Origin of the sequence: Paenibacillus sp. MDMC362 (assembly GCF_003269305.1) — a bacterium.
In the GTDB taxonomy this organism is placed as follows: Bacteria; Bacillota; Bacilli; order Paenibacillales; family Paenibacillaceae; genus Paenibacillus_AQ.
Genome location: NZ_QLYT01000058.1, coordinates 12,181 through 35,133 on the forward strand (window position 1 = coordinate 12,181; position 22,953 = coordinate 35,133).

A 22,953-nucleotide genomic window follows, 5' to 3' on the forward strand; every position below is an offset into this window, starting at 1 on the left:
CGCTTTCCTGGTAGGAGTCTGTTTGTGTATTGAAGGGTCAGCGGCGAATATATAGAAACGGGTGAATTTGCATGATTAAAAAATGGTTTAACGCTGCCGAAAAATGGCCATACGCCTTGTTGTCCGGTTACTTCATCAAATGGATGGTTCTGGGAAGTTGTGTAGGAGTGATGACGGGCAGCGCCTCCGCCTTCTTTCTTTACAGTCTGGACTATGTTACCTCCCTTCGCATGGAGAATCCTTGGCTGCTATTCTTTCTTCCCTTGGGAGGGGCCGGGGTCAGCTTCCTATATTACAAGTTTGGCAAGAGTTGCACCAAAGGCAATAATCTCATCCTTGAACAAATCCATGACGGAACCGAAAACATTCCATTACGAATGGCGCCGTTGGTGCTGATCGGCACGTTAATCACCCATCTATTCGGGGGGTCGGCAGGTCGTGAAGGCACCGCCGTTCAGATGGGAGGAAGCCTGTCGGAGTGGTTCGGCAAGCTTATCCGCGTAACGCCGGCGGATCGAAAAATACTGCTTATCTGCGGAATCAGCGGCGGTTTCGGATCGATCTTCGGCACGCCGCTAGCGGGCACGCTGTTCGGGCTTGAAGTGCTTGCCATCGGGCTGGTCTCCCATCAGGCTCTCCTGCCTGCATTCGCAGCCAGTTTGGTCGGAAATCTGACTGCCACATCTCTATGGGGTATCAGTCATCTGCACTATCCGATCGGAGACATTCCAGCTTTGAGTATCATGGTGATCCTAAAGGTGATTTTGGCCTCGATACTATTTGGTCTGACAAGCCGACTATTCAGTGAGCTAACCCATTCCTTGAAACGGTGGTACAGCTACTTTTTACGGAATCCGATGATCAAAAGTGCTGTCGGCGGCATGATCATCATTGGACTGGTTTATCTGCTTGGGACACGCGATTATTTGGGGCTGGGACTCCCCCTGATCGAAGCCTCCTTCACAGACGAGGTATCGCCGCTCGCCTTTCTCGGTAAAATCCTCTTTACCTCGCTGACGCTCGGAGCAGGGTTCCAGGGAGGGGAAGTAACCCCGCTGTTTGCCATCGGGGCAACGCTCGGCAACGCGTTATCCGAATGGATCGGATTATACGCTCCGTTTCTCGCTGCATTAGGATTTATTGCTGTCTTCTGCGGAGCAACAAACACTCCGATTGCTTGCTTTATTATGGGAATCGAACTGTTCGGCGGGGAAGGCGCCGTGTATATGTTGATGGCCTGTGTTATCAGCTACCTGTTCTCCGGTCACTCCGGCATATACACATCGCAACTTATAGGCACTTCCAAACACCCGCAGCTCTCGTACCCGCCGGGCACGACCCTTGCCGGATCGAAGGCGTTAAACAAACGGAAGGACAACAAAAAGACGTCCGAGTAATCGGACGTCTTTTGTCTTTACACCGAGCTTTTGCGAATCGAACGGTAACTAAAGAGAGCAAGAATAAGCGTGATCGGAATGAACCACAGCGACAATTCAAAAGCAGTGTTTTTCACAACCCAGTCAATCACATATCCCCACCAGGCGTAATGGGTGACCAGAACGCTGGCCCCCGACATTATGATGAAATAGGCCGCAAACATGACAAAGGTCTTTATGCCGCGATGACGAAGATAGAACACGCCGATTCCAATCCCGGTAAAAGCAAATGTAAGAAGCAAAATGAAATAAATCATGAATTGTTCCAATAACGTGCCGTCATTCAAATACGGCAGTTTGAAGAAAGATAACCGGTCTCCCCAAGAACTCGTTAAGCGTTCAATTTCGGCTAATGCCAATAATATAATCGACGTTATGACGCTGTACGCTACCACCATCAGAACAGAGCCCAGATAGAAGTCCGTTCTTCGAATGCTGAATCCAAGGGAGAAGGGAAACAGCTGCAGCACCGATACCAGAGCCGCGATAAACACATAGATAAAGATTGTTGCCAACCCCCCGGCATAGATCGCTTCACCATTAACCAATACGCTAATAATGTAGTTGATCAGAAAGCTGAATGCCGTAATAGCCCAGGGCAAATAAAACCAGGATAGTTTCTGTCTCGAATAAATATGGATTACGCCAGGAATTCCGTTCATAGTTGGCCCCCCACCTTTTCGCGCTTAGTTAAATATACGATCAATTGTTGAAGAGAAACGGGGGTGGTTTCCAAGCCCAATTCCTCCGCCTCTTTTTGCAGCTTCGTTGTCGCGCTTCCCATCACCGTGACGGATAACATGGAAGCGAACGATTCCCGATGTATCACTTCGTACCCTTGGATAAACGATTCAACCGTTCCGGAAGGACCGACGATCGTATAAGCGCGTCCCCGCAAATCATCCGTGGCGTCGTCCAGCAATATTTTCCCGCCATCAATGACAATGACATGCTCCAGCAGTCTGCTAACCTCGTCGATCAAATGAGTGGACAGAATTATCGTGCGCGGATGATTCGTGTAGTCCTCGATCAGATGATCATAGAACAGCTCTCTTGCCACGGCGTCAAGTCCGAGGTAAGGCTCATCAAAGATCGTGATCGGTGCGCGGCTGGCGAGTCCGACGATGATGCCTACCGACGACAGCATGCCGCGGGACAATCTCTTTACGAGTCGTTTCATAGGCAGCCGGAATACCTCGATCAGTTTGTTCGCATATGCCGCATCCCAGTTGGGATAAACGTTAGCGGCAATTCCCATCACATCCCTGACCGTGAACAGATCCGGATACTTCTGGCCTTCCTTAATAAAGCATACCTGCTGGATGACCTTTAGATTTTCATAAGGATGCTCACCAAATACGCGGATCTCACCCTGGGTTGCGAATAGTTGCGCTGTGATCATCTGCATGATGGTCGTTTTGCCGGCTCCGTTCCTTCCCAGCAATCCGTAGATCTTGTTGGCTTCTACCTTAAAGCTCACATTATCGACGGCCATAGTATCCTTATATTTCTTACTCAAATTCTTGACTTCAATCACGGTTTGGCTCATCAGTCTTGCTCCCCCCTGCGGATCATTTCCGATAATTGATCTTTGGTAATCCCGAGTTTAGCCGCTTCCTTAACCATGGCGACAACGTACTGCTCATAAAACTCCGTCTTGCGCTTCTCCATCAGCAATTCACGAGCTCCTGAGGCTACAAACATGCCAATCCCCCGTTTCTTGTACAAAATCCCTTGATCCACCAGCAGATTTACGCCTTTGGCAGCCGTTGCCGGATTGATCTGGTAAAAGGCTGCAAACTGATTCGTTGACGGAACCTGTGTCTCCTCAGGCAGTCGTGCTTCGATGATGTCGTCTTCAATTTTGTCGGCAATTTGCATGAATATCGGTCTGCTGTCATCAATCTGAAATGCCATTTACCTCACCAACTTTCGTTTATAACCTTCATAGCATCATTGGTTAGTTACTCATGTAATTAACCATATAAGAGATGAAGTCCCTTGTCAATGGGTTGTCGGAATATATTTACAAAACTCAAGCGAACATCGTACTTTTTTCCTAAACAAATAGTCCTTAACTTCCGATAAAGTATAGGCGCAAATCCAGCGTCACCCACTACAGATAAAGAGAAGAAGGAGCTTGAGAGGAACATGAAAAGAATCATTGCAATCGTTGTACTAGCCATGCTGACGGTAATAACGCCGCTGTATGCCGCATCCGCCGCCAAGCATTTAGCTTATGTGGACAAGAACGGCCAGTCCTATATTTCGGTCGGGGCACTCAAGACCTATGATGGTGTAACAGTGGCGTATACAGCCGCTGAAAAAAAACTCCATATTACTCGCGAAGATACAGCTCTCACCCTATACCTGGGCAGTCGGAATGCCTACGTAAATGGCAAGAAGGTTCAGGCTAAAGCATCCCCTTTCTCCGAGAACGGCTCCACCTATGTACCGCTGCAATTTGTCAGCCAACATCTGGGCCTAAAGCTATCCTGGGGCCATAATAGATCCACCCTGAAAATTACGGACGGGAATGTAGCAAACACGCTGCCTGTTCTATCGGGAACATTCATATCCAGCCAAACCAAGCCCGTAACGTCGACTAGAAAAACCTTCAAGGTAGGCTCCCGTTCCTTCAGCGCACAGGTGGTCACCGTTTCACTTCTCCATCCGAAGGTGGAACTGGACGTTGTTCTGGCAGGCAATAAAGCAGGGAAAGTCGAGGATTTGCGCAGTATAGCCAAGCGCAGCAAAGCCGTAGTAGCTATTAACGGCACATTCTTTGATGCCTACACTTCCGGTGCATACAAAGCGCCTTACGGCTATTTGGTCAGCAAAGGCCATATTTTGCACAAGGCCTCGGGGGATAATCGAACGATCTTCACCTATGACAGCAACAATCTGGCCGTCATGATTCCAGGACTTGATTTCAAATCCGTATATGATGCCGGACATATGGAAGGAGCCCTTCAAGCTGGCCCGCGTCTGCTGACTGACGGCAAGGTGACCCTGGACGTCAAGAAGGAAGGCTTCAAAGATCCGAAGATTCTAACAGGCGGCGGCGCACGGAGCGCGCTAGGTATCACGAAGGATCATAAACTGATCATGTTAACGACAGGCGGAGCAACCATTCCACAGCTTGCGGAAATCATGAAGCAAGCCGGGGCATACCAAGCAATGAACCTGGATGGCGGTGCCTCCAGCGGGTTGTATTATAATGGATCGTACTTAACGACGCCTGGGCGGCAGATTAGTAATGCCATCGTCGTACAATATAAGTAGTTACCTCCTCTCCCCTGTTTATCCGGTTCTTCTACCGGCTGATCAGGGGTTTTCTTTATAAGCAGCACTACCTCCGCTTCGAGCTGCATATGCTGATCAGGAAAATGTTTCACCATGAGCACCAATTGTGTAAATATATAGCAAACTGTCGTTTGTGAACGAATCGTAGGCTGGTGGTTCATTCAGCGGGGGGTGGATTCCATTACATCGTCTATTGCGGTCATTCGGACGAAAATCAGGGACATAATCGAGGGGATATATCGGGTTTGGAGGGAATGGATTAGGAGATACCCTTTCATTGCCAAGGTGTATCACTTATTTTCCTGGCTTTCCCTACTTGTGCTCGTTATTAGTCTGGTGCTGATCGAAGATTCACGGACCATGCTAGTTCAATATTTGTGGTCTTTCTACGTATTGCTGCAATTTTGGCTGCTCAGCCGAAGCAAAACCGTTGCCTGGAAGCAGGTCAGCTTGTTTGTTCTCTCAGGGGTTCTTTTGGTCATTCCCTTGACTAATGGGACCATGCAGGGACTTCATTTGATTTTTGGAGGACGGACGACCGATACATGGTCGTTTGCCGTTATGACCCCGATTGTTGAGGAAATTTATAAGCTATTGCCTCTCGGACTGTATTTGTTTTTTTCAAGAAGAGCCACGACGTTAAGCCTGGGCGATTATGTATTATTAGGGGCTGCGCCCGGCATTGGCTTTCAATTTATGGAGGAGCTGTCGAGGCGCCTGGTCCAAAGCAATTACGGGGTGTCGTTTCTCGGCGGCAAAACGCTTCATTGGGAGTTCTTTGATTTATTTCCAGGCTACTTCGAGGAAAGTTTTATTCCGACCATGATGAATGTTACGCATCCTGTACATAGTGCCATGATCGCCCTCGGAATCGGCATCGCTTTCCGGTACGCCAAGCGTCTCTCTCGCTGGACCTATGCATTTCCGGCTCTCCTTCTCCTCTGGGCGATCCTGAATCATGCGGCCTGGAATGGGCAGAACCGGCTGCCGGAGTGGATCCTGACTCTTCATGAGTGGACCGGTGAAGGCTACCGAACCGAGGGCTTCTTCCTGCTCTTGCTGGTTGCAGGTTTGTTCATCGACTACTTCGATTTGCATCGAATCCGTGACCGTCTCCCGGTTCTGAAGGGTGAAGGCTTCATCAATCCATTAACGGAGTGTTGGCAGATGGCGCGGGCCCTCTTAACAGACCGGAAACGCCTAGGTTACCTGATGGCATTCTACCGAGAACGGCGCGAGCTCGGATATTCGTTATTGTATGGCAATCTCGAAGCAGCAGACCAAAGGGATCGGATTCAGGAGAAGGTTAGACAGTATACTGCCGTTCTGGGAGCTATCGGCATCCTCATGCTAGCAGCAGGAATTCTCTCCGGTATCGGCACTTCGATGATCGCTGCCGACTCCTCTTGTTTCGCATGCTTGTTCGACTCACTCCAGAACTGGTGGGATCGGCTTAGCGGCTGGGAACAAGCGGGTATCATACTGGGAGCTTTTGCCCTTTCCCTGCTGTTTGTCAGCTTCTGGCCTGCTCTTGGCATTGCCTTGACCGGTGCAGGCATTGCTAGCGGCGGACACGAGATTGCCGGATACATCCGCGATCCGAAGAAGCTGCTGTCCCCACAGAATGCGGCAGCTGCGGTGTTAGCCGTCATCCTCAGCCGGATCCCGGTTGGCAAAGGGGTATCTTGGCTGTCCAATAAGCTGGGTCCAACTGCGAGAAGGTGGCTGGATACGCTTTCCGAGAAGCTAGGTTTGAAAACGCGCAATGATCCGGATGCTCCCACTGGCGGAACGCGCGATCCGAAACCGGACACTACGAATGAACAGCCGGAAGAGGGGTCGAGGAAGCCGGACGATGACCATGAGGATAAGCCTGACAACGAAAAGCCCGATGAAGATAAGCCGAATGACAAACCTGATGAAGAAAAACCTGACGAATCAAACGACACACCCCAAGAGGTACCGAGATATTCCGGAGAGCTGCAGAAGGTTAACAAGCCGGATGCTGCCGCGGATGCGCTTGCGGAGCGACTTGGCGGAGAATCGAGAATGAAGTTTGATTCCGACCCGATCGGCAGGGAATTCGACGCCATTAGCGATGAGTATGTTGCCCAGACCAAGCCTGCCCTGCAGCAGGTTAACAAAAAGGTCCGCGATCAAATGAAAGCGACCTTCGAAGCTGCGGAGCAGACCGGCAGAAAGGTCTATTATCATTTTGAAGGGGAGCCCGCCCAATCGGTTATTGACAAATTACATGAATACAGCCAAAGATATGGAATAGAAGTCCACGTTGATACTGATCCATTATAACGACAAGGAGTGAGCATTCATGTATGAATTTCACGGCTGGGCTGCCATTCAGGAGAATCCTGCGGAGGCGGATGCCGGGCAGCTCGACATGATCATCCAGAAAATACAGCTGAAGATAACCGAATTTGCATGGGGAAGCGGCTTGTTATCCTTAAATGCGGCTAACGGCTCCTATTACCTTCATGTCGGAGGTTTTACGAACCGCAAGGGAGCCGAGGCTGCCGAGATCGATGCGCTGTACCAATTGATCGGCGAAATCGCTCCCGGCTCCTACGGTCTTCTGTATACCAGAGATGATGAGAATTTGGAAGGTTATGATAACGAGTTCCGGGTCAAGGTACTGGCACGCGGGCAGTTGAAGGAACAAAGCGATCCGTTTCTCTCCCCTTGCGTCCCGGTGATCGAAGACGAAATCGATTCATGACATGATAACTAAAGTTAGATAATAAAAGAAATCCCGTTACTCGCTATGTCAGGATGTTCTCATGGATGGCGGGTTACGGGATTTATGGTTTATCTGGATATGGATCATCTACTCAATCATGTTTCTACATACTCTTTGCACAAATAGATTGTGATTGCCACTGTGACTTAAGCTCGTCCGTTCAATTCATCCATCGTTGCCTGTATGATGATCCGCAGGCCATTCAACATCGTTTCATGGGATAAAGTCGGCAAGGACGGCTTCTCCACGGCCATCTCCGTCGATGCCGGAAAATGCACAAAACCGCCAATGGCAGACTTTTGCTTTAGGCGAATATCGTTCAAAATCGCATACATCGTATTATTGCAAATATACGTTCCGGCTGTATTGGATACCGCAGCTGGAATTCCCGCTTCCTTCAGCCGGTTGACCATCAAACGGATGGGAAGGGTTGAAAACAGTCCGTCCGGTCCATCAGCGTCTATGGGCTCGTCTTGAGGTCTAACTCCCCGATTATCCGAAATCGTCGATTCCGGCGGTATGTCCTTGATATTGATGGCGATGCGTTCCGGTGTAATGGCGGTCCGCCCACCCGCCACGCCGCAGGCAATGACCGCATCGGGCTCGTATGCCTTCATCTCTTGCAGCAGAATCTCCGCACACTCATCGTAATGTACGGGAAGAAGCAGCGTTCTGATCTCTGCGCCGGGGAAGGAGTCGTGCTTGATCTCCTCAACCAGTCTCTCCGTTGGATTTACAGAGCTCCCGCCAAAAGGTTCAAAGCCTGAAATTAATATTTTTAGCATGTATCATATCTCCTGTACTCGTTTATGTAAGCTGCCGGGTCACGAAAATCGAATACCAGCTTGCTTTTATTATAGCAGTGCTTGAACGCTTACGCCTTCAGCCTCAAGCCGTGATCGCAAGGCGCTCGCGAATAGCGTTGCATGCGGTCCATCTCCATGAATGCAGACGGTATCTGCCGCAATGGGGATCACCTTGCCGCTCAGGGTAACTACCACTTTGTTTTTCACCATTCGGACTACTTGCGTGACCGCAGCACCGGGATCGGTTATGATGGCATCCGGCAGATGTCTCGGCGTGAGTGTGCCGTCATCCTGGTAGGTACGATCCGCAAACACTTCACTTGCTGTGCGAAGCCCTGCCTTCTCCCCCGCTGCGATTAACTCGCTGCCTGCCAACCCATACAGAATGAGTGTTGGATCGATATCCTTGATTGCCGATGCAATCGCATCCGCAAGGGCTCTGGATGTCGCTGCCATATTATACAGGGCACCGTGAGGTTTTACATGCTGCAGCCCGGACCCTTCCTGTATCGCAAAAGCCATCAAAGCTCCAATCTGATAGGTTACCATATCATACGCTTCGGCAGGCGTAATCTCCATTCTTCTTCTTCCGAAGCCGGTCAGATCGGGCAAGCCCGGGTGCGCGCCGATTGCGGCACCACTCTCGATCGCTTGACGGACCGTGGCCCGCATGACCGCCGGATCGCCTGCATGAAATCCGCAAGCGATGTTGGCCGAAGTTATACTGCGAAGAAGCTCCGTATCATTGCCTAACCTGTAAGCACCGTAGCTCTCTCCCATATCACAGTTCAGGTCCACTCGAACCATGCTGACTCACCACTCCTTTAATTTAAGCTTGATCATGGACTCCAACATTCGAAACTCCCGAACATGAGCCGTATAGAGCTGTTCTGCTTCAGCCAACGAAATACCCGCAAAGCGAATCGCTGCTCCAGGCGACAGCTGAGCGATCAGCGAAATATCGACGGTTGCCACTTGCGCAATTTTAGGGTACCCTCCAAGCGTCTGCCGATCCGCCATTAGAATGATGGGCTGGCCATCTGCAGGTACCTGTACCGTTCCAAGGGCCACCGGCTCGGATATATATTCCTTTTCATGGGTCAATTGAAGCAGTGGACCGGACAACCTGTAGCCCATACGGTCCGATTGCGGAGTAACGGTGAACCGTTCTCCGAACAGCGCCTGCTTGCAGCCGTCGTCAAAGTCATCATATTGACGCCCTTTCAGCACACGTATCAACGTCTCCTGTCCTGGACCAGGATACCTTTCAGCAGAGACGGCCCATTTTGCGGTGAGGAAACCGCCATAATCATCAAGGTATCGTTCAGACGAGACCACAGGAAGCACAGAAAGATGGGCATGCAGCGTATCCCCCGTCTTCAACGGCCTCCCTTCATACCCGCCGATTCCGGCCCTTAAATAGGTGCTACTGCTGCCCATTACCTGGTTGACATCAAATCCGCCCGACACCGCCATATAAGAACGGCAACCCGATACCGGCTGTTGAAACCTCAGAACACGGCCTGCTTTGATCAGCACGGGACGCCACATCGGAACCTTCACTCCTTCTATCGAGGGTGATAAATCCCCGCCGGTAATGGCAACCCACCGATCGCTATGAAATTCAACCGCAAATCCTGACCATGTAATTTCCAGAACGGCCTGATCATTCTCATTGCCAACTAGTCGATTGGCGATCCGATAAGCAGAGGTATCCATTGCTCCAGCCGTGATAATGCCGTATCTGCCGTAACCCCGTCTTCCCGCATCCTGAAGAGTCACAAGAAGTCCCGGCTTTATAACGGTTATACTCATAGGCCCACTTCCCTTAACTGTTCGTATTCCTCCGCTTGAATAGGCCGAAACCGGATATATTGCCCGCTCTTCAACAGCGTTGGAGGCTCCGCTTCGGGACGAAATAAACCGAGCGGCGTCCGGCCGATAATCTGCCACCCACCCGGCGTTTCGATCGGATATATGCCGGTTTGCGTGCCGGCAATTCCTACGGATCCAGCCGGAATTTGCAGCCGGGGAGTCTGTTTCCTCGGTGTCGCAATCTGCTCTGGAACACCTCCAACATAGGGGAAGCCGGGCGCGAATCCAATGGCGTATACCAAGTAATCCTGCCCGGAATGAATACGAATGACATCCCTGGGGGTAAGGTCGTTCTGCTGAGCTACTTCCTCCAGATCCGGCCCATAGTCGCCCCCATAACAAACCGGTATGTCAACAACCTCATATTTCGTGATGTTCTTCTCTTCAGCTCCCGCCTCCATCCGCTGCTCGAGCATCGAACAGACGTAAGCAAACACGGTATCGAATCCGTCCGGTTTGCCGATCTTATCATAATCATAGTAAACCGCTACGCTCGTATACGAAGGGATGCATTCGATCCAGCCTGGAAAAGGGTTCTGCTCTATTCGTCTCGTCATAGCCGTGACCTGGCGATGCACCTTCTCACTCACGATATTTTCGAATTGTATGTGAACAGCCGAATCCCCTAAAGGGAAGAACGAATAAGACTTGCTCATAGGACATTCTCCATTCCATATGTACTGCTGATTATCGCCAATCATTGCATGATTATTCCTATGATAGCAGAGAAACAGGCATCCGTTGAATATGCAATTTTATTATTTGTCGATGGAATCAGGAACAGTTGACTCTGACGGATCAGGCCAAGCGTCCATGCTGTATATCTGTATAATTTTAGGGAATGGTTGGCAAAATACTGAAGACGTACTTTGATAAGGAGGTGCCACCAACATGAGCCCACAAAACCAGAACAGTAACGAACCGACAAAAGCAGAAGTTCAAACCACGAAATTGAACAAAATGCCGATTCCAGGTGAATTCGACACTGAGATTTCTGCCGAAGAAGCAGCCGAGGTGTTTCAACAGCAGCAGCCAAACGCTGGTCATAGCTCCGAGAACCAGCAATAATACAAGTAGAAGACCCCACGGAAGATCCGTTGTTCACAGGATCGTCCGTGAGGTCTTTTTTCACAGAACATGTACAATCATTCGAGTCGGTTTAAATCCCTTTGGTACCTACCCGCTTCGCCAGTTCCGCCAAATCATGCCCTTTGAGGGCGCCTTCCACCAGCTGCGGGAGAAGTGCAGGGGTACATGCAAAGCAAGGCGTTCCGTCCCTGGACAGCAGCTTGGCTACCTGCTCATCATAGAACGGTTTTCCCTCGTCGGATAATGCAAGGAGACACATCGTCTTGACTCCCGCTTCCCGCAGTTCACGCATTCGCCGGATCAGCCCGGCTTGATTGCCGCCTTCATACAGGTCCGAAATGATAATAAACAGCGTTTTTTTCGGTTCTTCAATAAACTGCTCGCAATATGCGACCGATTTATGAATATCCGTACCGCCGCCAAGCTGGATGCCGAACAACATATCCACCGGATCATTGGCACACTGCTCCGTCAGGTCAACGACCTCCGTATCGAATACGACCACACGGGTGTCGAGCGAGGGTATGCTTGCAAATATGGATCCGATAACGGATGCCCAGATCACGGATTCCGCCATGGAACCGCTCTGATCGATATCCACGATAACGGTCCATTCTTTGCTCCGTCTTGCCCTGTCAAAATAATAAAAACGCTCCGGCACGATCTGCTTGCGGTCCGCATCATAATTTTTCAGATTTCGCTGTATCGTCCGCTTCCAGTCAATACCGCTGAGCGAAGGGAGCGGTGTATGCTGTCTTCGGTTAAGGGCTCCTGTCACAGCCCGGCGAATATCCTCCTGCAGACGCTGGACAAGGTCATCCACGACCGCCTTCACCAGCAGACGCGCCGTATCCTTGGTTTTCTCGGGAATTTTGCCTTTCAAGGACAGCAGCGTGCCAACCAGCTGTATATCCGGCTTGACCGTAGCCAGAACCTCCGGTTCAAACAGCAGCTGCTTCCAGCCCTTTCGTTCCATGGCATCATTCTGGATAATGGACACCACGTCTTCGGGGAAAAAGGAGCGGACATCCCCAAGCCACTGCGCAAGCCGGGGAGCGGACTTTCCTTGCCCGGCTGCCCGCTGCCCCGCGGCCGCATTTCCGACTTCCGCCCCGCCGTCCGTATTATCATAAATCGCGGCCAGCGCGCGGTCCATAATCATCTCTTCCTCCGACAGCTGTATGCTTCCCCCGTGGCTATAGCCCGCTAGCTGAGGTTCAGCCGACTGGCCCAGAATGAGCCGCCAGCGCGATATTTGGTTGGGTTCCGGTGTGCAGCTCATCGCCTAAAAGTCCTCAAAGTCAAAATTATTCAAATCGTCAATCATCTTCGCTTCTTCCTCCTTCAGGTCACCGGTCAAAATCTCGGCAGCCTGCTCTGCATTCACGCCCCACAGCTCGCCAAGCAGCTCGGCAATCATCGTCTTCTCCTTCGCCGAAAAGCTGCTGAACGCCCGGCGCAGAAAAACAAGCGCACGAGTGAATTCATCATCCTCCAGGGACTGGATGTATTCATTCAGCTGCTCCCACAGACTCAACCGCGAGAGAAGAGCATACCGGTTCCGCATCGATAAGCCTTCAAACCATCCTGCTCCCAAATCGGCCGGAATGCCGGGGGATAACCTCCGTGACACTTCTTCGGCACACTGCCGGGCGGAAATCGCATTCCGCTCCATCAATACCGCACATGCATATCCCGACAACCGGGCATTCAGGTCATCTCTTTCGGACAAATGCCCGAGCTCTTGCAGCCAAAGTTCCTCGTCCACCTGCTCCGCATGCTCCAAGGCGACGCTGTTCAGCTCATTCATGGCGGTGATCATCGAGCCGGATACCTCGTCGCTGCACTGGCTGCCATCGAGCAAAAACAGGCAAGCGCGCATAAAGAGCTGCTGCAGCAGCGGCACTAGCGGCTCTGTATCCATCCGCCTGATCCCGCCATAACGGATCAGCACGGATAACTCGCGGGAAGCCGACGCAATCTGAACGACATCGCGGCTGTCCACAGCAAGCTTTTGCAGGGTCTGCCGACCCGCTTCCATCTGATGAACCATCCCGCATTCATACGCGATACGGATCAGCGCAGAGGCTTCGGCAATCGAACTGCAGCCCGCCAGCTTTTGCTGGAGCATATAAGCGGCAGCCACCTCTACCGTCTCCCCCAGCAGCGTCGATTCAACGACCTGAATTTCAACCTCCGGCGTCCATTGCACAACCCAGTGCTCCGCCCATGCCCCTTGCTCCTGCCCGCTGGGTCTGGCTTTAACAAATTCAATCCCCAGGAGCTTCAGGCGATGAAACAAAAAGGACCGGTTCAAATCGAGATACGCGGACTCTTTGGAGGTTACCCTCCGGTTCTCGCGCAAATCCAATATTAAATCGTTGGCTACAACCGATTTATACTTCTCCAGCTTCAGCCTCTTCAGCTGGCGGTTCAGGTCGTCCTGGATCGGGGTCTGGCTGACGCCTTCCGCCAGCTCGCCGATCGCCGTGCCGATCTCCACACGAGCAAGCTCTTCAGCTACGGCCGCAAGTTCGCCGCGCCCAAGCAGCGTCTGGGCCGCATCCCGCAAATCCCGAAGGGTCGGGAGACCGCCCCCGTGGAGCGCTGCCAGCGACTCTGCCAGCCGGACGGCTTCGATCACCTCCGCCGTAGAGCGGTGGGTGCAGTTCTTTCTCATCGAGCCCGCCACCATGGATAAATAATGATGCGGCAATTCCGCTAGAGAACCCTCCTGCATTCGTTCCCACATCATCTCAAAATAATGGGGAGCGATATTCCCGGCACCATAACCGGAAATGGACGACAGCTTATAATAGGAATATGGCATAAGCGTCAGCTTGGTTATCCGGGAAGGAAGCTGATTCAATTCCTCGTCGGTCATCGGGCTGGACAAATCGCGAAGGGCCGAGGCATGGTAAGCCCCGCACACGACTACGATGCGCTCGGGGTCATGCCCCGCCGCAATCGCTTCAACAATCTGGCGGCGCATATACGACTCCCGGACGGCATTGTAGGCGTATTCCACAGTATCCTCCCGCCGCTCTTTCTCCTCCGATAGCTCTCGCATCCCCATGGAAAAAGCCGATATGGATTGCCGGTAAGATCCTTCGCTCAAATTATGCTCGTAACTCCGCTCCCAGTACATATCATAATCGTATTCGCCGGCAAGCTCGGCAATCCGCTCATATAGGGATTTTTCGTCCGGCCGACTTTCATCCATCGGTCCAGCTGGTACCGAGTCGGAACCAAGATCCTCGCCTTCAGGCTCTTTCCCGCGCGTTTCGTCATCCGAGCTGCGGCGCAGATCCTGCAGACAGACGGCAGCAGATGAGGGCAGGTCGATAAATGCGGCATAAGCTCCGTGCTTCTGCGCCCATCTCATGGCCTGATATTCCGAGGAGTATACTGCAAAAGGCCACAGAATCGTTCGTACGGGCAGTTCTTCGGTAAACGCCAATATGGCTACCGGCGGCTTGGTTGTTGCCTGAGTCAGATGCCGTATTTCCCCGCTTGCATCCGACGGCCCTTCGATGAGCACGGCCGTGGGATTGATCTCATCCAGAAAGTCCAGTACATGCTTCGCACCGGCGGGCGACAAATGCCGTACTCCAAAAACATGTATGCCGGCAGCATTCACTGGTTGATCTCCTTGCATGCGTTGTATAGGCCCCTCCACTCCGCTCCGCGTTTTTTCATAATGTTCTCAAGATATTCCTTCCATACGAGCCGGTCTTTATCATCATCCTTCACAATCGCCCCTTGAAGTCCCGCTGCCAAGTCCTCGTCCGTCAACTCACCGCTGCCAAAGCTCGCTGCCAGCGCCATGCTGTTCGTCAGGAGCGATATCGCTTCAGCCGTCGAGATCACTCCGGCCGGGGACTTCACCTTTTCCTTTTTATCCAGCGTCATGCCGCTGCGCAGCTCACGAAAGATCGTCACAACCTTAAGCAGTGCTTCATCTGCGGGAGCAGCAGCCTGCAGATCATAAGAGGAGGCAATCTCCGACACCCGTTTCTTTACGATTTCGATTTCGGTATTCAGATCCGCTGGCGCGGGAAGAACGATAATATTGAACCGGCGCTTGAGCGCAGTTGACATCTCATTGACCCCGCGGTCTCTTGTATTTGCAGTGGCGATAATAGAGAAGCCTTTCCGCGCGTTCATTTCTTTACCGAGCTCAGGCACCGATATCGTCTTTTCCGACAAAATGGAGATCAGTGCATCCTGTACCTCGGAGGCGCAGCGGGAAATCTCTTCGAAGCGGGCTATCCCTCCCGCTTCCATCGCCCGCATGATCGGACTCTTTACCAACGCCTCGGAAGTCGGGCCTTGAGCGAGCAGCATGGCATAATTCCATGAATAACGGACATGCTCTTCACTCGTTCCTGCCGTTCCCTGAACGACCAGACCGGAATTCCCGTAAATCGCTGCGGCCAGATTTTCGGACAGCCAGGATTTGGCTGTACCTGGTTCCCCGATCAATAATAGGGCGCGGTCGGTTACCAAGGTAGCGACCGCCATCTCGATCAGCCGCTTGTTGCCGATATATTTAGGCGTGATTTCCGTTTTGCCTGCCTTGCCGCCTACGATGAATTTGAGTACGGATTGTGGCGACATCTGCCATCCGGCTGGAATGTTTCCCGAATCCTCCTTACGCAGTGCTTCCAGCTCGTGACGGAACAGTAATTCCGCGGGCTGCCGCATGATATCTTGTAATTGCTCTTGTCCTGCTGCCATGGGCTATTCACTCCTTTTAAAATTCTTGCTCCTTCATCATCCGGAGGATGTAACGAAGCTGATCCTCGGCGTTGTCCCGAAAGTTGCCTTGCACCGCAAGAACACGGTCATAATACATTGCCGGTAATCGGCAAAGCTGCTCGAATATAAAAGGTTCAATCATATAGCAGTCCTGATTGCGCTTATCCTCCAGTGCGACCACGATCGCTTCAAATAACGCCTCATCCTTCATGCGGGAACGAACAAGCCCCATCATGATCAAATTGGCAAAACGGTTGCGGAATTCCGGCGAGTTCTTCAGCTTCGCCAGTAAATACGACTCGGCTCCGTGATGTCCCCGGCGGGCGAACGCGCATACCAGCGCAAGCTCATCCTGCTCGATAAACAGCTCAAGCCATCTGTCATCCCAGCTTGCTTGCAACTGCTCCTGCGGAAGCATTTCCACGTAATACGTGTAACTCTCCTTCCCCGTAAACGGCATAACTTCCTCATACGGTTTATACTGCCTATGGATAACCGTATCTGACAGGGTGTCCAGAAGCCTTTTTCGTTCTTTGGCCGCGTTGCCAAGGGATGAGGAGGCAAAGCCTTGCAACAGAACGTCTTTGTACTGTTCATATACGCGGTCCGGCGGCAGCACACGCGCGGCTTTTTGAAATACCTCGCGGACATATGAGCTGCTGTGTCTGTATTGCTCCAAATCGTTCTCCGCGTTTTGGCGAAGCAGTTCCCTGGCTTCCTCGGAATCCACCCGATTCATATAAATGACGGCTTCATTCATAAGGTATGTCCAGCCCAACGACTTGATATATAAGGAATATTGCTGAAGCACGTTCCGGTACAGCTCTTCGAGCGCCGAACTTTGTTTATCGTGCAGTGCCCACAAGCAGCGCTTCACCTTGCTCCAGCTCTCCTCCAGCTTTGGCTTGTCATCCGGACATTCGGAAACCGCTTGAAGCTCGGCAGACATGTCTCGTACAAGCCAATCCGTCAACAAGGCGGAATGGCATTTGCCCAAGGCAGGGTTAACCAGCTCTTGGTCTTTTCCTTGAGCGGCTTCATACAATCGCTCTACGGCTTGCTCCGAACCGTTCTCGGCAAGTGCGTCGTATGCGGCTTCACGGATGACTTTCTTCTTGCTCTTGCTCCATTCCATCAGATCAGCCTCATACTCTTCGTAGCGGGCTAGCAGTTTGATCGCCGTGCACCGCACCTCATCGCTGCCGTTTTCGGCCGCTTGCCGGATCAGCTCCGCTATTTCCTTGCCACCGGTTTGAGCCATCACCTTCAGCTTTCGCGACTCCGACCTTCCGCCCGCGGGATTAAAGCTTTCCATCAGAAATGGAATGATTTCCGGTCCATACGACGGCAAGATCTCATTGGCTGCAAGCTCGCCAATCTCCACATAAGGGTCATTCAAGGCTTCAATCGCAAGGTATACCAGCCGGAAATCACGGAACAAGCCTTCCTTCCATGCTTCTTCTATGATCTCGTAACGGCCGCTGCCCGTTGTAGTCAGCGCTGTCTGTACAGCGGAAAGCTTGCGGAAGGATAAATGAGATGACAGTGAAACCGGATGATGGTCTACCGGATGGAGCTTTCCTTCAGGGGCTGTTGTTCCTTGCGTATGCAGTACGGAGCTCAGCAGCTGGTTCAAATCCTGAAGCAGCTGAGCCGATGGAGTCTCCTCTCCGGATTCCGGTTCGATTAAAGCGCTGATCCCTTCACCCAATCTCTTGAACACGGGAGCGCGCTCTCCCAGCTGCTGAAACTTCGGCAGCAGCCTTTTGAGGCGAAAGTCGCCGGCTGCGAGTTCGCTGCCCGCAATATATAAACGCCTAACCTCCTGGTTAAGCTCCTGTAGTAATGCTGTACTCATGGTCGTACCTCCTTCGTTATCCCTGCTCAGTACAACAGCCGGATGATTTCGTTATTCGTAACAAGGGTCAGCGGCTGCGCCATGAGGCGGCCCGTCGTCAGGCTGTGCTCAAACATAACCAGCATGGAGACGCCGCTCAGCTTCTCCTCCGGCAAATACCGCAGCATCGGTACCGTCGACTGTAAAAATACGTCGCCAAGGGCAATCGACTGTCCGGCTTTATCCGTGATGGCATACTGACCTTCGTCATTCCGGCTGATCCGGGAAACATGTAGCAGCATCACGGGATGGCTGTCAGCGAGCGGATTTTTCAGCTGGTTCTTCACCTTTTTGACTGCGTCAGCATAAGAGTCCGCCGCATAATCGTGAATCCAAACGAAATCCTCCGGTGTCAACGGAGTTGAAGCCATCTCTTCAAAGCGGACCCGTCGGTTCATATCCCCCGGATAACGATAAAGCACGGGGACTCGGGCTTTTTCGAAAAAGCTGTCTTCCTCACGCATCAGCTTGGCGGCCTTATAGGGACGGTACTGAATCGTTCGGTGAATTTCGCCGCTGTCCTTCTGAATCCAGTATCCGGTATCCACATGCTCCATCCGTGCATCGTCGGCATAACTCAGAAAGGAAAGCTGTATCAACTCCGCCTCTTCACTTACGAGTCCGAAGCTTTGCAGCTCCGTCAGCTGCCAGGCGTGCCCCAGCCATTCCTCAATCGTCGACTCGTGGTCCAGCGCCATTTCCGGATCATCAAGCTTTGAAATAAGGTGTTGTCTGCCTTTTTTAATGATTGCGTTCATAACAGCAAGCTGCCCCACCGCATATGTATAAGCTTTCTCCTGGTCTTTGTCTGACAGCACCAACGCCAGGCGGCGAAGTTCCGACTGAGCACCCGACAAATAATAGTTGCCCATCTGCTTTACATGTTCCTGGATCAGCTTTTGTTCCTTTTTATCCAATGTTCCTAATCCGTTTCGGATCAACGAGTGGACCAGCCTCTCTAATACGTCCAGACCTTCCAGCTGCGCATTGATTTTCTTTTTTAATGCCGATTTGTTGACCTTCTTCGGTTTGGGCGCTGCCCCTTCGGTTGTTTCTTTGAGCTTACGCTCTTCTCGTTTCTCCGCTTTCTCCCGCTTGGCGGCCAAATCTTCCGGCACCTCGGCGGGTGTAAACGATGCTCCGCCTGCATACGCATAGAGCAGTCCAAGCACATGCTTGCACGGAAACTGCCGACTCGGGCAAGTACACCGCATAACCGGCTTCTCCGGTGCGGCAAAATCGGCAGACGGCTGGTAATCGGAACTTCCGCTGCCAGCACATGTGCCAAAAAGTACGGCATGATCCTCCGAATGATGGAGCTGCAGAAACCGTCCTTTTTTGACAAGACCCTGCCCATTCTTTATGGCTGTGCTATTCGGTGCCTGCGAATCGATCCATGACTCTGTAATCTCAACCAAACTCATACCCTCCTAAATCAAGTCGCTGCCGGTCATGCACAGCAAAATTATCCATTACTCATAATCATATCGAATCTCCGCCTGACTCCCTACCCTTCTTAAGACCTATTTAAGAACACTCATTCTTATTCAATCAATCATCTTCATCCTCAATTGGATAATAATGTTATATAGACCGCGTTTAGTGGGGGTTTTTCTTGCGAAATCAGGATGCTAAGCTTTGAAGTTTATACTTTCTTATCTCTAAAAAAGAGCCGGCCCAAGGGCCGGCTCTTCGGAAATCGATATCATCCATTAGTCCTTTCTTACTTGATACCGTCCCGTTCTAACCTCGAGAATATATTCCTCAGGGAAAGGCATGCCGGACTCCAGGGCATCCTGTACGGCTTGTTCAATAGGATAAGGCACGCGAATAAATTGAATGTTGAAAGGAGCCGGCTCTTCGCTGTCATAGATCCCATCCAAAATGACATAAGAGGCCTCAGGCATCTCAAGGGGATTGCCGACGCTGCCGGTATTAAATAGCGTTCTCCCGTCCAGATGCTGGTGATATGCATTATGAATATCCCCGTAACCTGCAACGTCCGCCAATCTCGAATCCCCGCCCAGCGGGGAACCGTGAAACAAGGTTTCAAGTTTCTCATGACCATCCCATGGTTGTATTCGCTCGTACACGCTGCGGGGCGATGCATGAAACAATCGGATCCATTTACCGCTCATCATGAACTCAAGGATATACGGAAGATCGGCAAGATATTGGAGCCTCTCCCGTCCGAGTCTATGCTGATGCCACAGGAGGATCGGATCATCGGTTTCCTTACCTATAAAGTCGTCCCAATTCCCCTTGATGACTTGCTGGCAATGGGCTCTCACCATATCAACCGCGATATCCCCATGAGGGCCCTTGCCAATCAAGTCGCCCAGGCAATAGATGGTTTCGATTCTGCGCTGTTTGATATCCTTCAGAACGGCCTCCAGCGCAGGGATGTTTCCGTGTATGTCGGAGATCAGTGCAATTTGCGTCAATGAACCCGCCTCCATGCTTCGTTTATTTCGAATTGCTCTGGTTATGGCTTAGTGAATCCCTTAATTCATCATATGCGTCTCGAAGCCAGGGATGGACTACCTTCAGCAATTCGCGTCGATTCCATAAGTATTGAATATATCCGAACGCCGCATGATCCAGCGAAATTTGCAGCTGGTCCGTAACCTCCCTTAAATACGGAGGGATTCCCGTTTGATCCCATTCCATTTTGTCAGCGACGAACAGTACCTTGTCTAACAAAGAAGCCTTGGATCTCAACGTCGTATGGCAACCAACAGCGCTCAATATTTCCGGTTCCGTAATCTTGAACAAATCCTCAGCCATATATGCCGATATTTTCTGATGGATGATCATAGGAAATAACTCTTCTTCGGGCAATACTTCCAAACCGATCTCACGGGATACTTGAATGCGGACATGATTCGGAAAAACGGCACTAATATCATGCAGATACCCGGCATATTCAGCAGCGTTCGGATCGGCACCATAGAGAATTGCAATTCTGCGGGCTTCCTCCCCGACTTTAAGGACATGCTCCGCTGTTTTTGGGCATTGGTGTTTCTGCAGAAAGCGGACCACATCATTTCTAAGATTTCCGGTGAGATCGCGTCCCCCAAGCTCACGGTAGGAGCTGATCATCAAGCGATGCTTACGCGGGTCATTCACTCTTTTCACCTCACCTAATTCCTTGAATTTACCAATCTAGCACTTCATTTTCCATACAATATTAACTTATACTGAGAATAGTTTGAAGCTATTATACAAGAAAGTCAAAGAAAGGAGGTCATCCGATTCTACGCATCATCGACCAAACCCATTCGTGCAGATGATGCGGGGTATCAACGTTGAGTAAGACATAACGAACCTATTGGAAGGAGGAAGCAATAATATATTAGGAAAGACTTGATCGATACGTGATAGGGCCCCCGGTTTGTCCATTTATTATTCCTTAATATGGAATGTTTCGATTTTTAGTCTAATGTTTATTAACGTAATCATATATTTTACTCACGCAAGCTTGGTAACTGAATAAGATTTAAGCATCACCGACTTCACCACGTTAGGAGGCTGACGATAGTGAATACACGCAGGATGGTTAGCTTGGGGTTACTGATTCTTGTTATGATCATCAGTGGTTGCACGGGAAATGCTTCCACCGAAAAAACGAAAACGCTTACACTATGGTACTGGAACCGAAGCTTGGACGATGAGCTGATTAAGTCCGTTGAAAAGGAATTCCCGGGGATTCGAATCGATGCGCAAAAAATCGGTGGCGACTTCAAATCGAAGCTAAAGACAACGCTGGCGGCCGGTTCCGGAGGACCGGACATCGTCGCCTTTAACGACTGGGTGGCAGAACTGTTTACGAGCTCGGACCGTTTCTACGACCTGTATGAGCTGGGCGCCAAGGATATTGAGCCGGATTTCCTGGATTGGAAATGGAAGCTTGGCGTTACCCCGGAAGGCACCATGATTGCCCTCCCGATCGATACGGGACCAACGGCCCTATATTACAGGGCCGATTTGTTCGGGGAAGCCGGGCTGCCGACCGAACCGGAAGAGGTCCACACGCAGCTTGGCACATGGGATCAATACTTCGAAGCCGGGCAGAAGCTGCAGGAGCATTTTGATCAAAAAGTGAAAATGCTCGACAACATCACCAACATTTACACGCAAATGAATGCTCAGTCTGAACGCATATATTTTGCCGAGGACAATACGTTTATCGGCGAAACTTCCGAGTCCTCCATGAAGACGGCGTGGGATACGGCGGTGAAGGCTTCCCGGATGAAGCTAAGCGCCAACGCCAATACCTCCTCCTCCGAATGGAATGCCGCCATGAACAATGGACGGGTCGCTTCCTTTGTCGGTGCGGTGTGGATGAAGGAAATATTGATGCAGGCGGCGCCGGATACCAGCGGCAAATGGAGAGTAGCACGCGCCCCTGGCGGGGACGGCAACAATGGCGGCTCCTTCCTAGCCATTATGAAGACGAGTAAATATCCGCAAGAAGCATTTGAAGTGATGAAATATATTCAGAGTCCGGAAAATCAGGTTCAATCCTTCAAGAAGATCAACCTCTTCCCTTCCGCCAAAGACGCGCTGGATGCCCCCGTGATGAAGGAGCCCGAGGAATTTTTCGGGAATCAGGCAACTGGCGAGGTGTTCTCGGAATCTGCGCGTAACGTCAAACCTGCTTATTTCGGCGGTAAATTCGCTAATGTAAACGGCATTGTCAATCGAGAGCTGTCATCCGTTGCGCTCCAGGGCAAAAATCCTGATAAAGCCTGGGAAGACGCGCTGGCCAGAGTCAAAAAAGAACTGCTGCGCTAAACCCGGATCCGGTTCTTACATGTATGTTTCTCGATTGCTAGAAGTGCATGTTCAAAAAGGTCGATTTACAGCACCGAGAAGGTTGGATGAAGATAGGGACTGAGGAGCGGAGCGTACGTTTTGGGTACGTGAGCACCGGAAGGCCCGACTGAATTCAAGATTCGATGCCGAGCTGCTTCCTGATTCGCTTCGTGTTAGATATAGAATTTATGAGTTATCAGTGGAACTGAT

At 51.2% G+C, this 22,953-nt stretch carries 20 protein-coding genes; 6 read left to right on the forward strand and 14 right to left on the reverse strand.

Going from position 1 to position 22,953, the window contains the following annotated elements; genetic code table 11:
* Nucleotides 1-71: 71 nt before the first annotated feature.
* The gene (locus tag DP091_RS25335) at nucleotides 72-1,397 is read left to right on the forward strand and encodes a voltage-gated chloride channel family protein (RefSeq protein WP_113060857.1); all 1,326 of its coding nucleotides are present in this window, start codon (nucleotides 72-74) and stop codon (nucleotides 1,395-1,397) included.
* 17 nt (nucleotides 1,398-1,414) lie between these two features.
* Here the strand turns inward: DP091_RS25335 and DP091_RS25340 are convergent, their stop codons facing one another.
* From DP091_RS25340 to DP091_RS25350, 3 genes are read right to left on the reverse strand one after another with little or no spacing between them, the layout of a single operon-like run.
* Nucleotides 1,415-2,098, reverse strand: coding sequence for a hypothetical protein (locus DP091_RS25340; protein ID WP_113060858.1), 684 nt, complete (start codon nucleotides 2,096-2,098; stop codon nucleotides 1,415-1,417).
* Entirely contained in the window at nucleotides 2,095-2,985 is an 891-nt protein-coding gene (locus DP091_RS25345; protein ID WP_113060859.1) for an ABC transporter ATP-binding protein, read from the reverse strand. The genes DP091_RS25340 and DP091_RS25345 overlap by 4 nt, the downstream gene beginning before the upstream one ends.
* Nucleotides 2,985-3,353, reverse strand: a complete 369-nt coding sequence (locus tag DP091_RS25350) for a GntR family transcriptional regulator (protein ID WP_009591066.1) — start codon at nucleotides 3,351-3,353, stop codon at nucleotides 2,985-2,987. The genes DP091_RS25345 and DP091_RS25350 overlap by 1 nt, the downstream gene beginning before the upstream one ends.
* 234 nt (nucleotides 3,354-3,587) lie before the next feature.
* Between DP091_RS25350 and DP091_RS25355 the strand changes: the two genes are divergently transcribed.
* The 3 genes from DP091_RS25355 to DP091_RS25365 all read left to right on the forward strand — a co-directional run bounded on the left by DP091_RS25355 (nucleotide 3,588) and on the right by DP091_RS25365 (nucleotide 7,476).
* Nucleotides 3,588-4,721 carry a phosphodiester glycosidase family protein gene (locus DP091_RS25355; protein ID WP_113060860.1) on the forward strand — a complete coding sequence of 378 codons (1,134 nt, stop codon included), beginning with the start codon at nucleotides 3,588-3,590 and terminating at the stop codon, nucleotides 4,719-4,721.
* A 192-nt stretch (nucleotides 4,722-4,913) separates the two neighbouring features.
* Entirely contained in the window at nucleotides 4,914-7,052 is a 2,139-nt protein-coding gene (locus DP091_RS25360; protein WP_258394692.1) for a restriction endonuclease fold toxin, read from the forward strand.
* 19 nt (nucleotides 7,053-7,071) lie between these two features.
* Nucleotides 7,072-7,476: an immunity 7 family protein gene (locus tag DP091_RS25365; protein ID WP_113060861.1), complete on the forward strand. Its 405-nt coding sequence runs from the start codon at nucleotides 7,072-7,074 to the stop codon at nucleotides 7,474-7,476.
* A gap of 167 nt (nucleotides 7,477-7,643) precedes the next feature.
* Here the strand turns inward: DP091_RS25365 and DP091_RS25370 are convergent, their stop codons facing one another.
* The 4 genes from DP091_RS25370 to pxpB all read right to left on the reverse strand — a co-directional run bounded on the left by DP091_RS25370 (nucleotide 7,644) and on the right by pxpB (nucleotide 10,834).
* Nucleotides 7,644-8,282 carry a pyroglutamyl-peptidase I gene (locus DP091_RS25370; RefSeq protein WP_113060862.1) on the reverse strand — a complete coding sequence of 213 codons (639 nt, stop codon included), beginning with the start codon at nucleotides 8,280-8,282 and terminating at the stop codon, nucleotides 7,644-7,646.
* Nucleotides 8,283-8,351: 69 nt separating this feature from the next.
* Nucleotides 8,352-9,110, reverse strand: a complete 759-nt coding sequence (locus DP091_RS25375; protein ID WP_113060863.1) for a LamB/YcsF family protein — start codon at nucleotides 9,108-9,110, stop codon at nucleotides 8,352-8,354.
* A gap of 6 nt (nucleotides 9,111-9,116) precedes the next feature.
* Entirely contained in the window at nucleotides 9,117-10,118 is a 1,002-nt protein-coding gene (locus tag DP091_RS25380) for a 5-oxoprolinase subunit C family protein (protein WP_113060864.1), read from the reverse strand.
* A complete protein-coding gene (gene pxpB / locus DP091_RS25385; protein ID WP_113060865.1) occupies nucleotides 10,115-10,834 on the reverse strand; it encodes a 5-oxoprolinase subunit PxpB in 720 nt (239 codons plus the stop codon). Before pxpB ends, DP091_RS25380 begins: the two co-directional genes overlap by 4 nt.
* A gap of 235 nt (nucleotides 10,835-11,069) precedes the next feature.
* Between pxpB and DP091_RS31485 the strand changes: the two genes are divergently transcribed.
* Nucleotides 11,070-11,246, forward strand: a complete 177-nt coding sequence (locus DP091_RS31485) for a hypothetical protein (protein ID WP_181469919.1) — start codon at nucleotides 11,070-11,072, stop codon at nucleotides 11,244-11,246.
* Between the two features lie 91 nt (nucleotides 11,247-11,337).
* Here DP091_RS31485 and DP091_RS25390 read toward each other — a convergent pair whose 3' ends face one another.
* The 7 genes from DP091_RS25390 to yqeK all read right to left on the reverse strand — a co-directional run bounded on the left by DP091_RS25390 (nucleotide 11,338) and on the right by yqeK (nucleotide 21,027).
* Entirely contained in the window at nucleotides 11,338-12,549 is a 1,212-nt protein-coding gene (locus DP091_RS25390) for a VWA domain-containing protein (protein ID WP_113060866.1), read from the reverse strand.
* 3 nt (nucleotides 12,550-12,552) lie between these two features.
* Entirely contained in the window at nucleotides 12,553-14,925 is a 2,373-nt protein-coding gene (locus DP091_RS25395) for a DUF5682 family protein (protein ID WP_181469920.1), read from the reverse strand.
* The gene (locus DP091_RS25400) at nucleotides 14,904-16,007 is read right to left on the reverse strand and encodes an ATP-binding protein (protein WP_113060868.1); all 1,104 of its coding nucleotides are present in this window, start codon (nucleotides 16,005-16,007) and stop codon (nucleotides 14,904-14,906) included. Before DP091_RS25400 ends, DP091_RS25395 begins: the two co-directional genes overlap by 22 nt.
* Nucleotides 16,008-16,023: 16 nt before the next feature.
* The gene (locus DP091_RS25405; protein WP_113060869.1) at nucleotides 16,024-17,886 is read right to left on the reverse strand and encodes a HEAT repeat domain-containing protein; all 1,863 of its coding nucleotides are present in this window, start codon (nucleotides 17,884-17,886) and stop codon (nucleotides 16,024-16,026) included.
* Between the two features lie 26 nt (nucleotides 17,887-17,912).
* Nucleotides 17,913-19,343 (reverse strand): SWIM zinc finger family protein, encoded by a 1,431-nt coding sequence (locus tag DP091_RS25410; RefSeq protein ID WP_113060870.1) that lies wholly within the window; start codon nucleotides 19,341-19,343, stop codon nucleotides 17,913-17,915.
* A gap of 294 nt (nucleotides 19,344-19,637) precedes the next feature.
* Nucleotides 19,638-20,369, reverse strand: a complete 732-nt coding sequence (locus tag DP091_RS25415) for a metallophosphoesterase family protein (protein WP_113060871.1) — start codon at nucleotides 20,367-20,369, stop codon at nucleotides 19,638-19,640.
* A gap of 22 nt (nucleotides 20,370-20,391) precedes the next feature.
* A complete protein-coding gene (yqeK, locus tag DP091_RS25420) occupies nucleotides 20,392-21,027 on the reverse strand; it encodes a bis(5'-nucleosyl)-tetraphosphatase (symmetrical) YqeK (protein WP_113060874.1) in 636 nt (211 codons plus the stop codon).
* A 438-nt stretch (nucleotides 21,028-21,465) separates the two neighbouring features.
* On the opposite strand from yqeK, the gene DP091_RS25425 reads away from it, so the two are divergent.
* On the forward strand, nucleotides 21,466-22,722 hold the full coding sequence (locus tag DP091_RS25425) for an ABC transporter substrate-binding protein (RefSeq protein WP_113060872.1): 1,257 nt from the start codon (nucleotides 21,466-21,468) through the stop codon (nucleotides 22,720-22,722).
* Nucleotides 22,723-22,953: the final 231 nt, after the last annotated feature.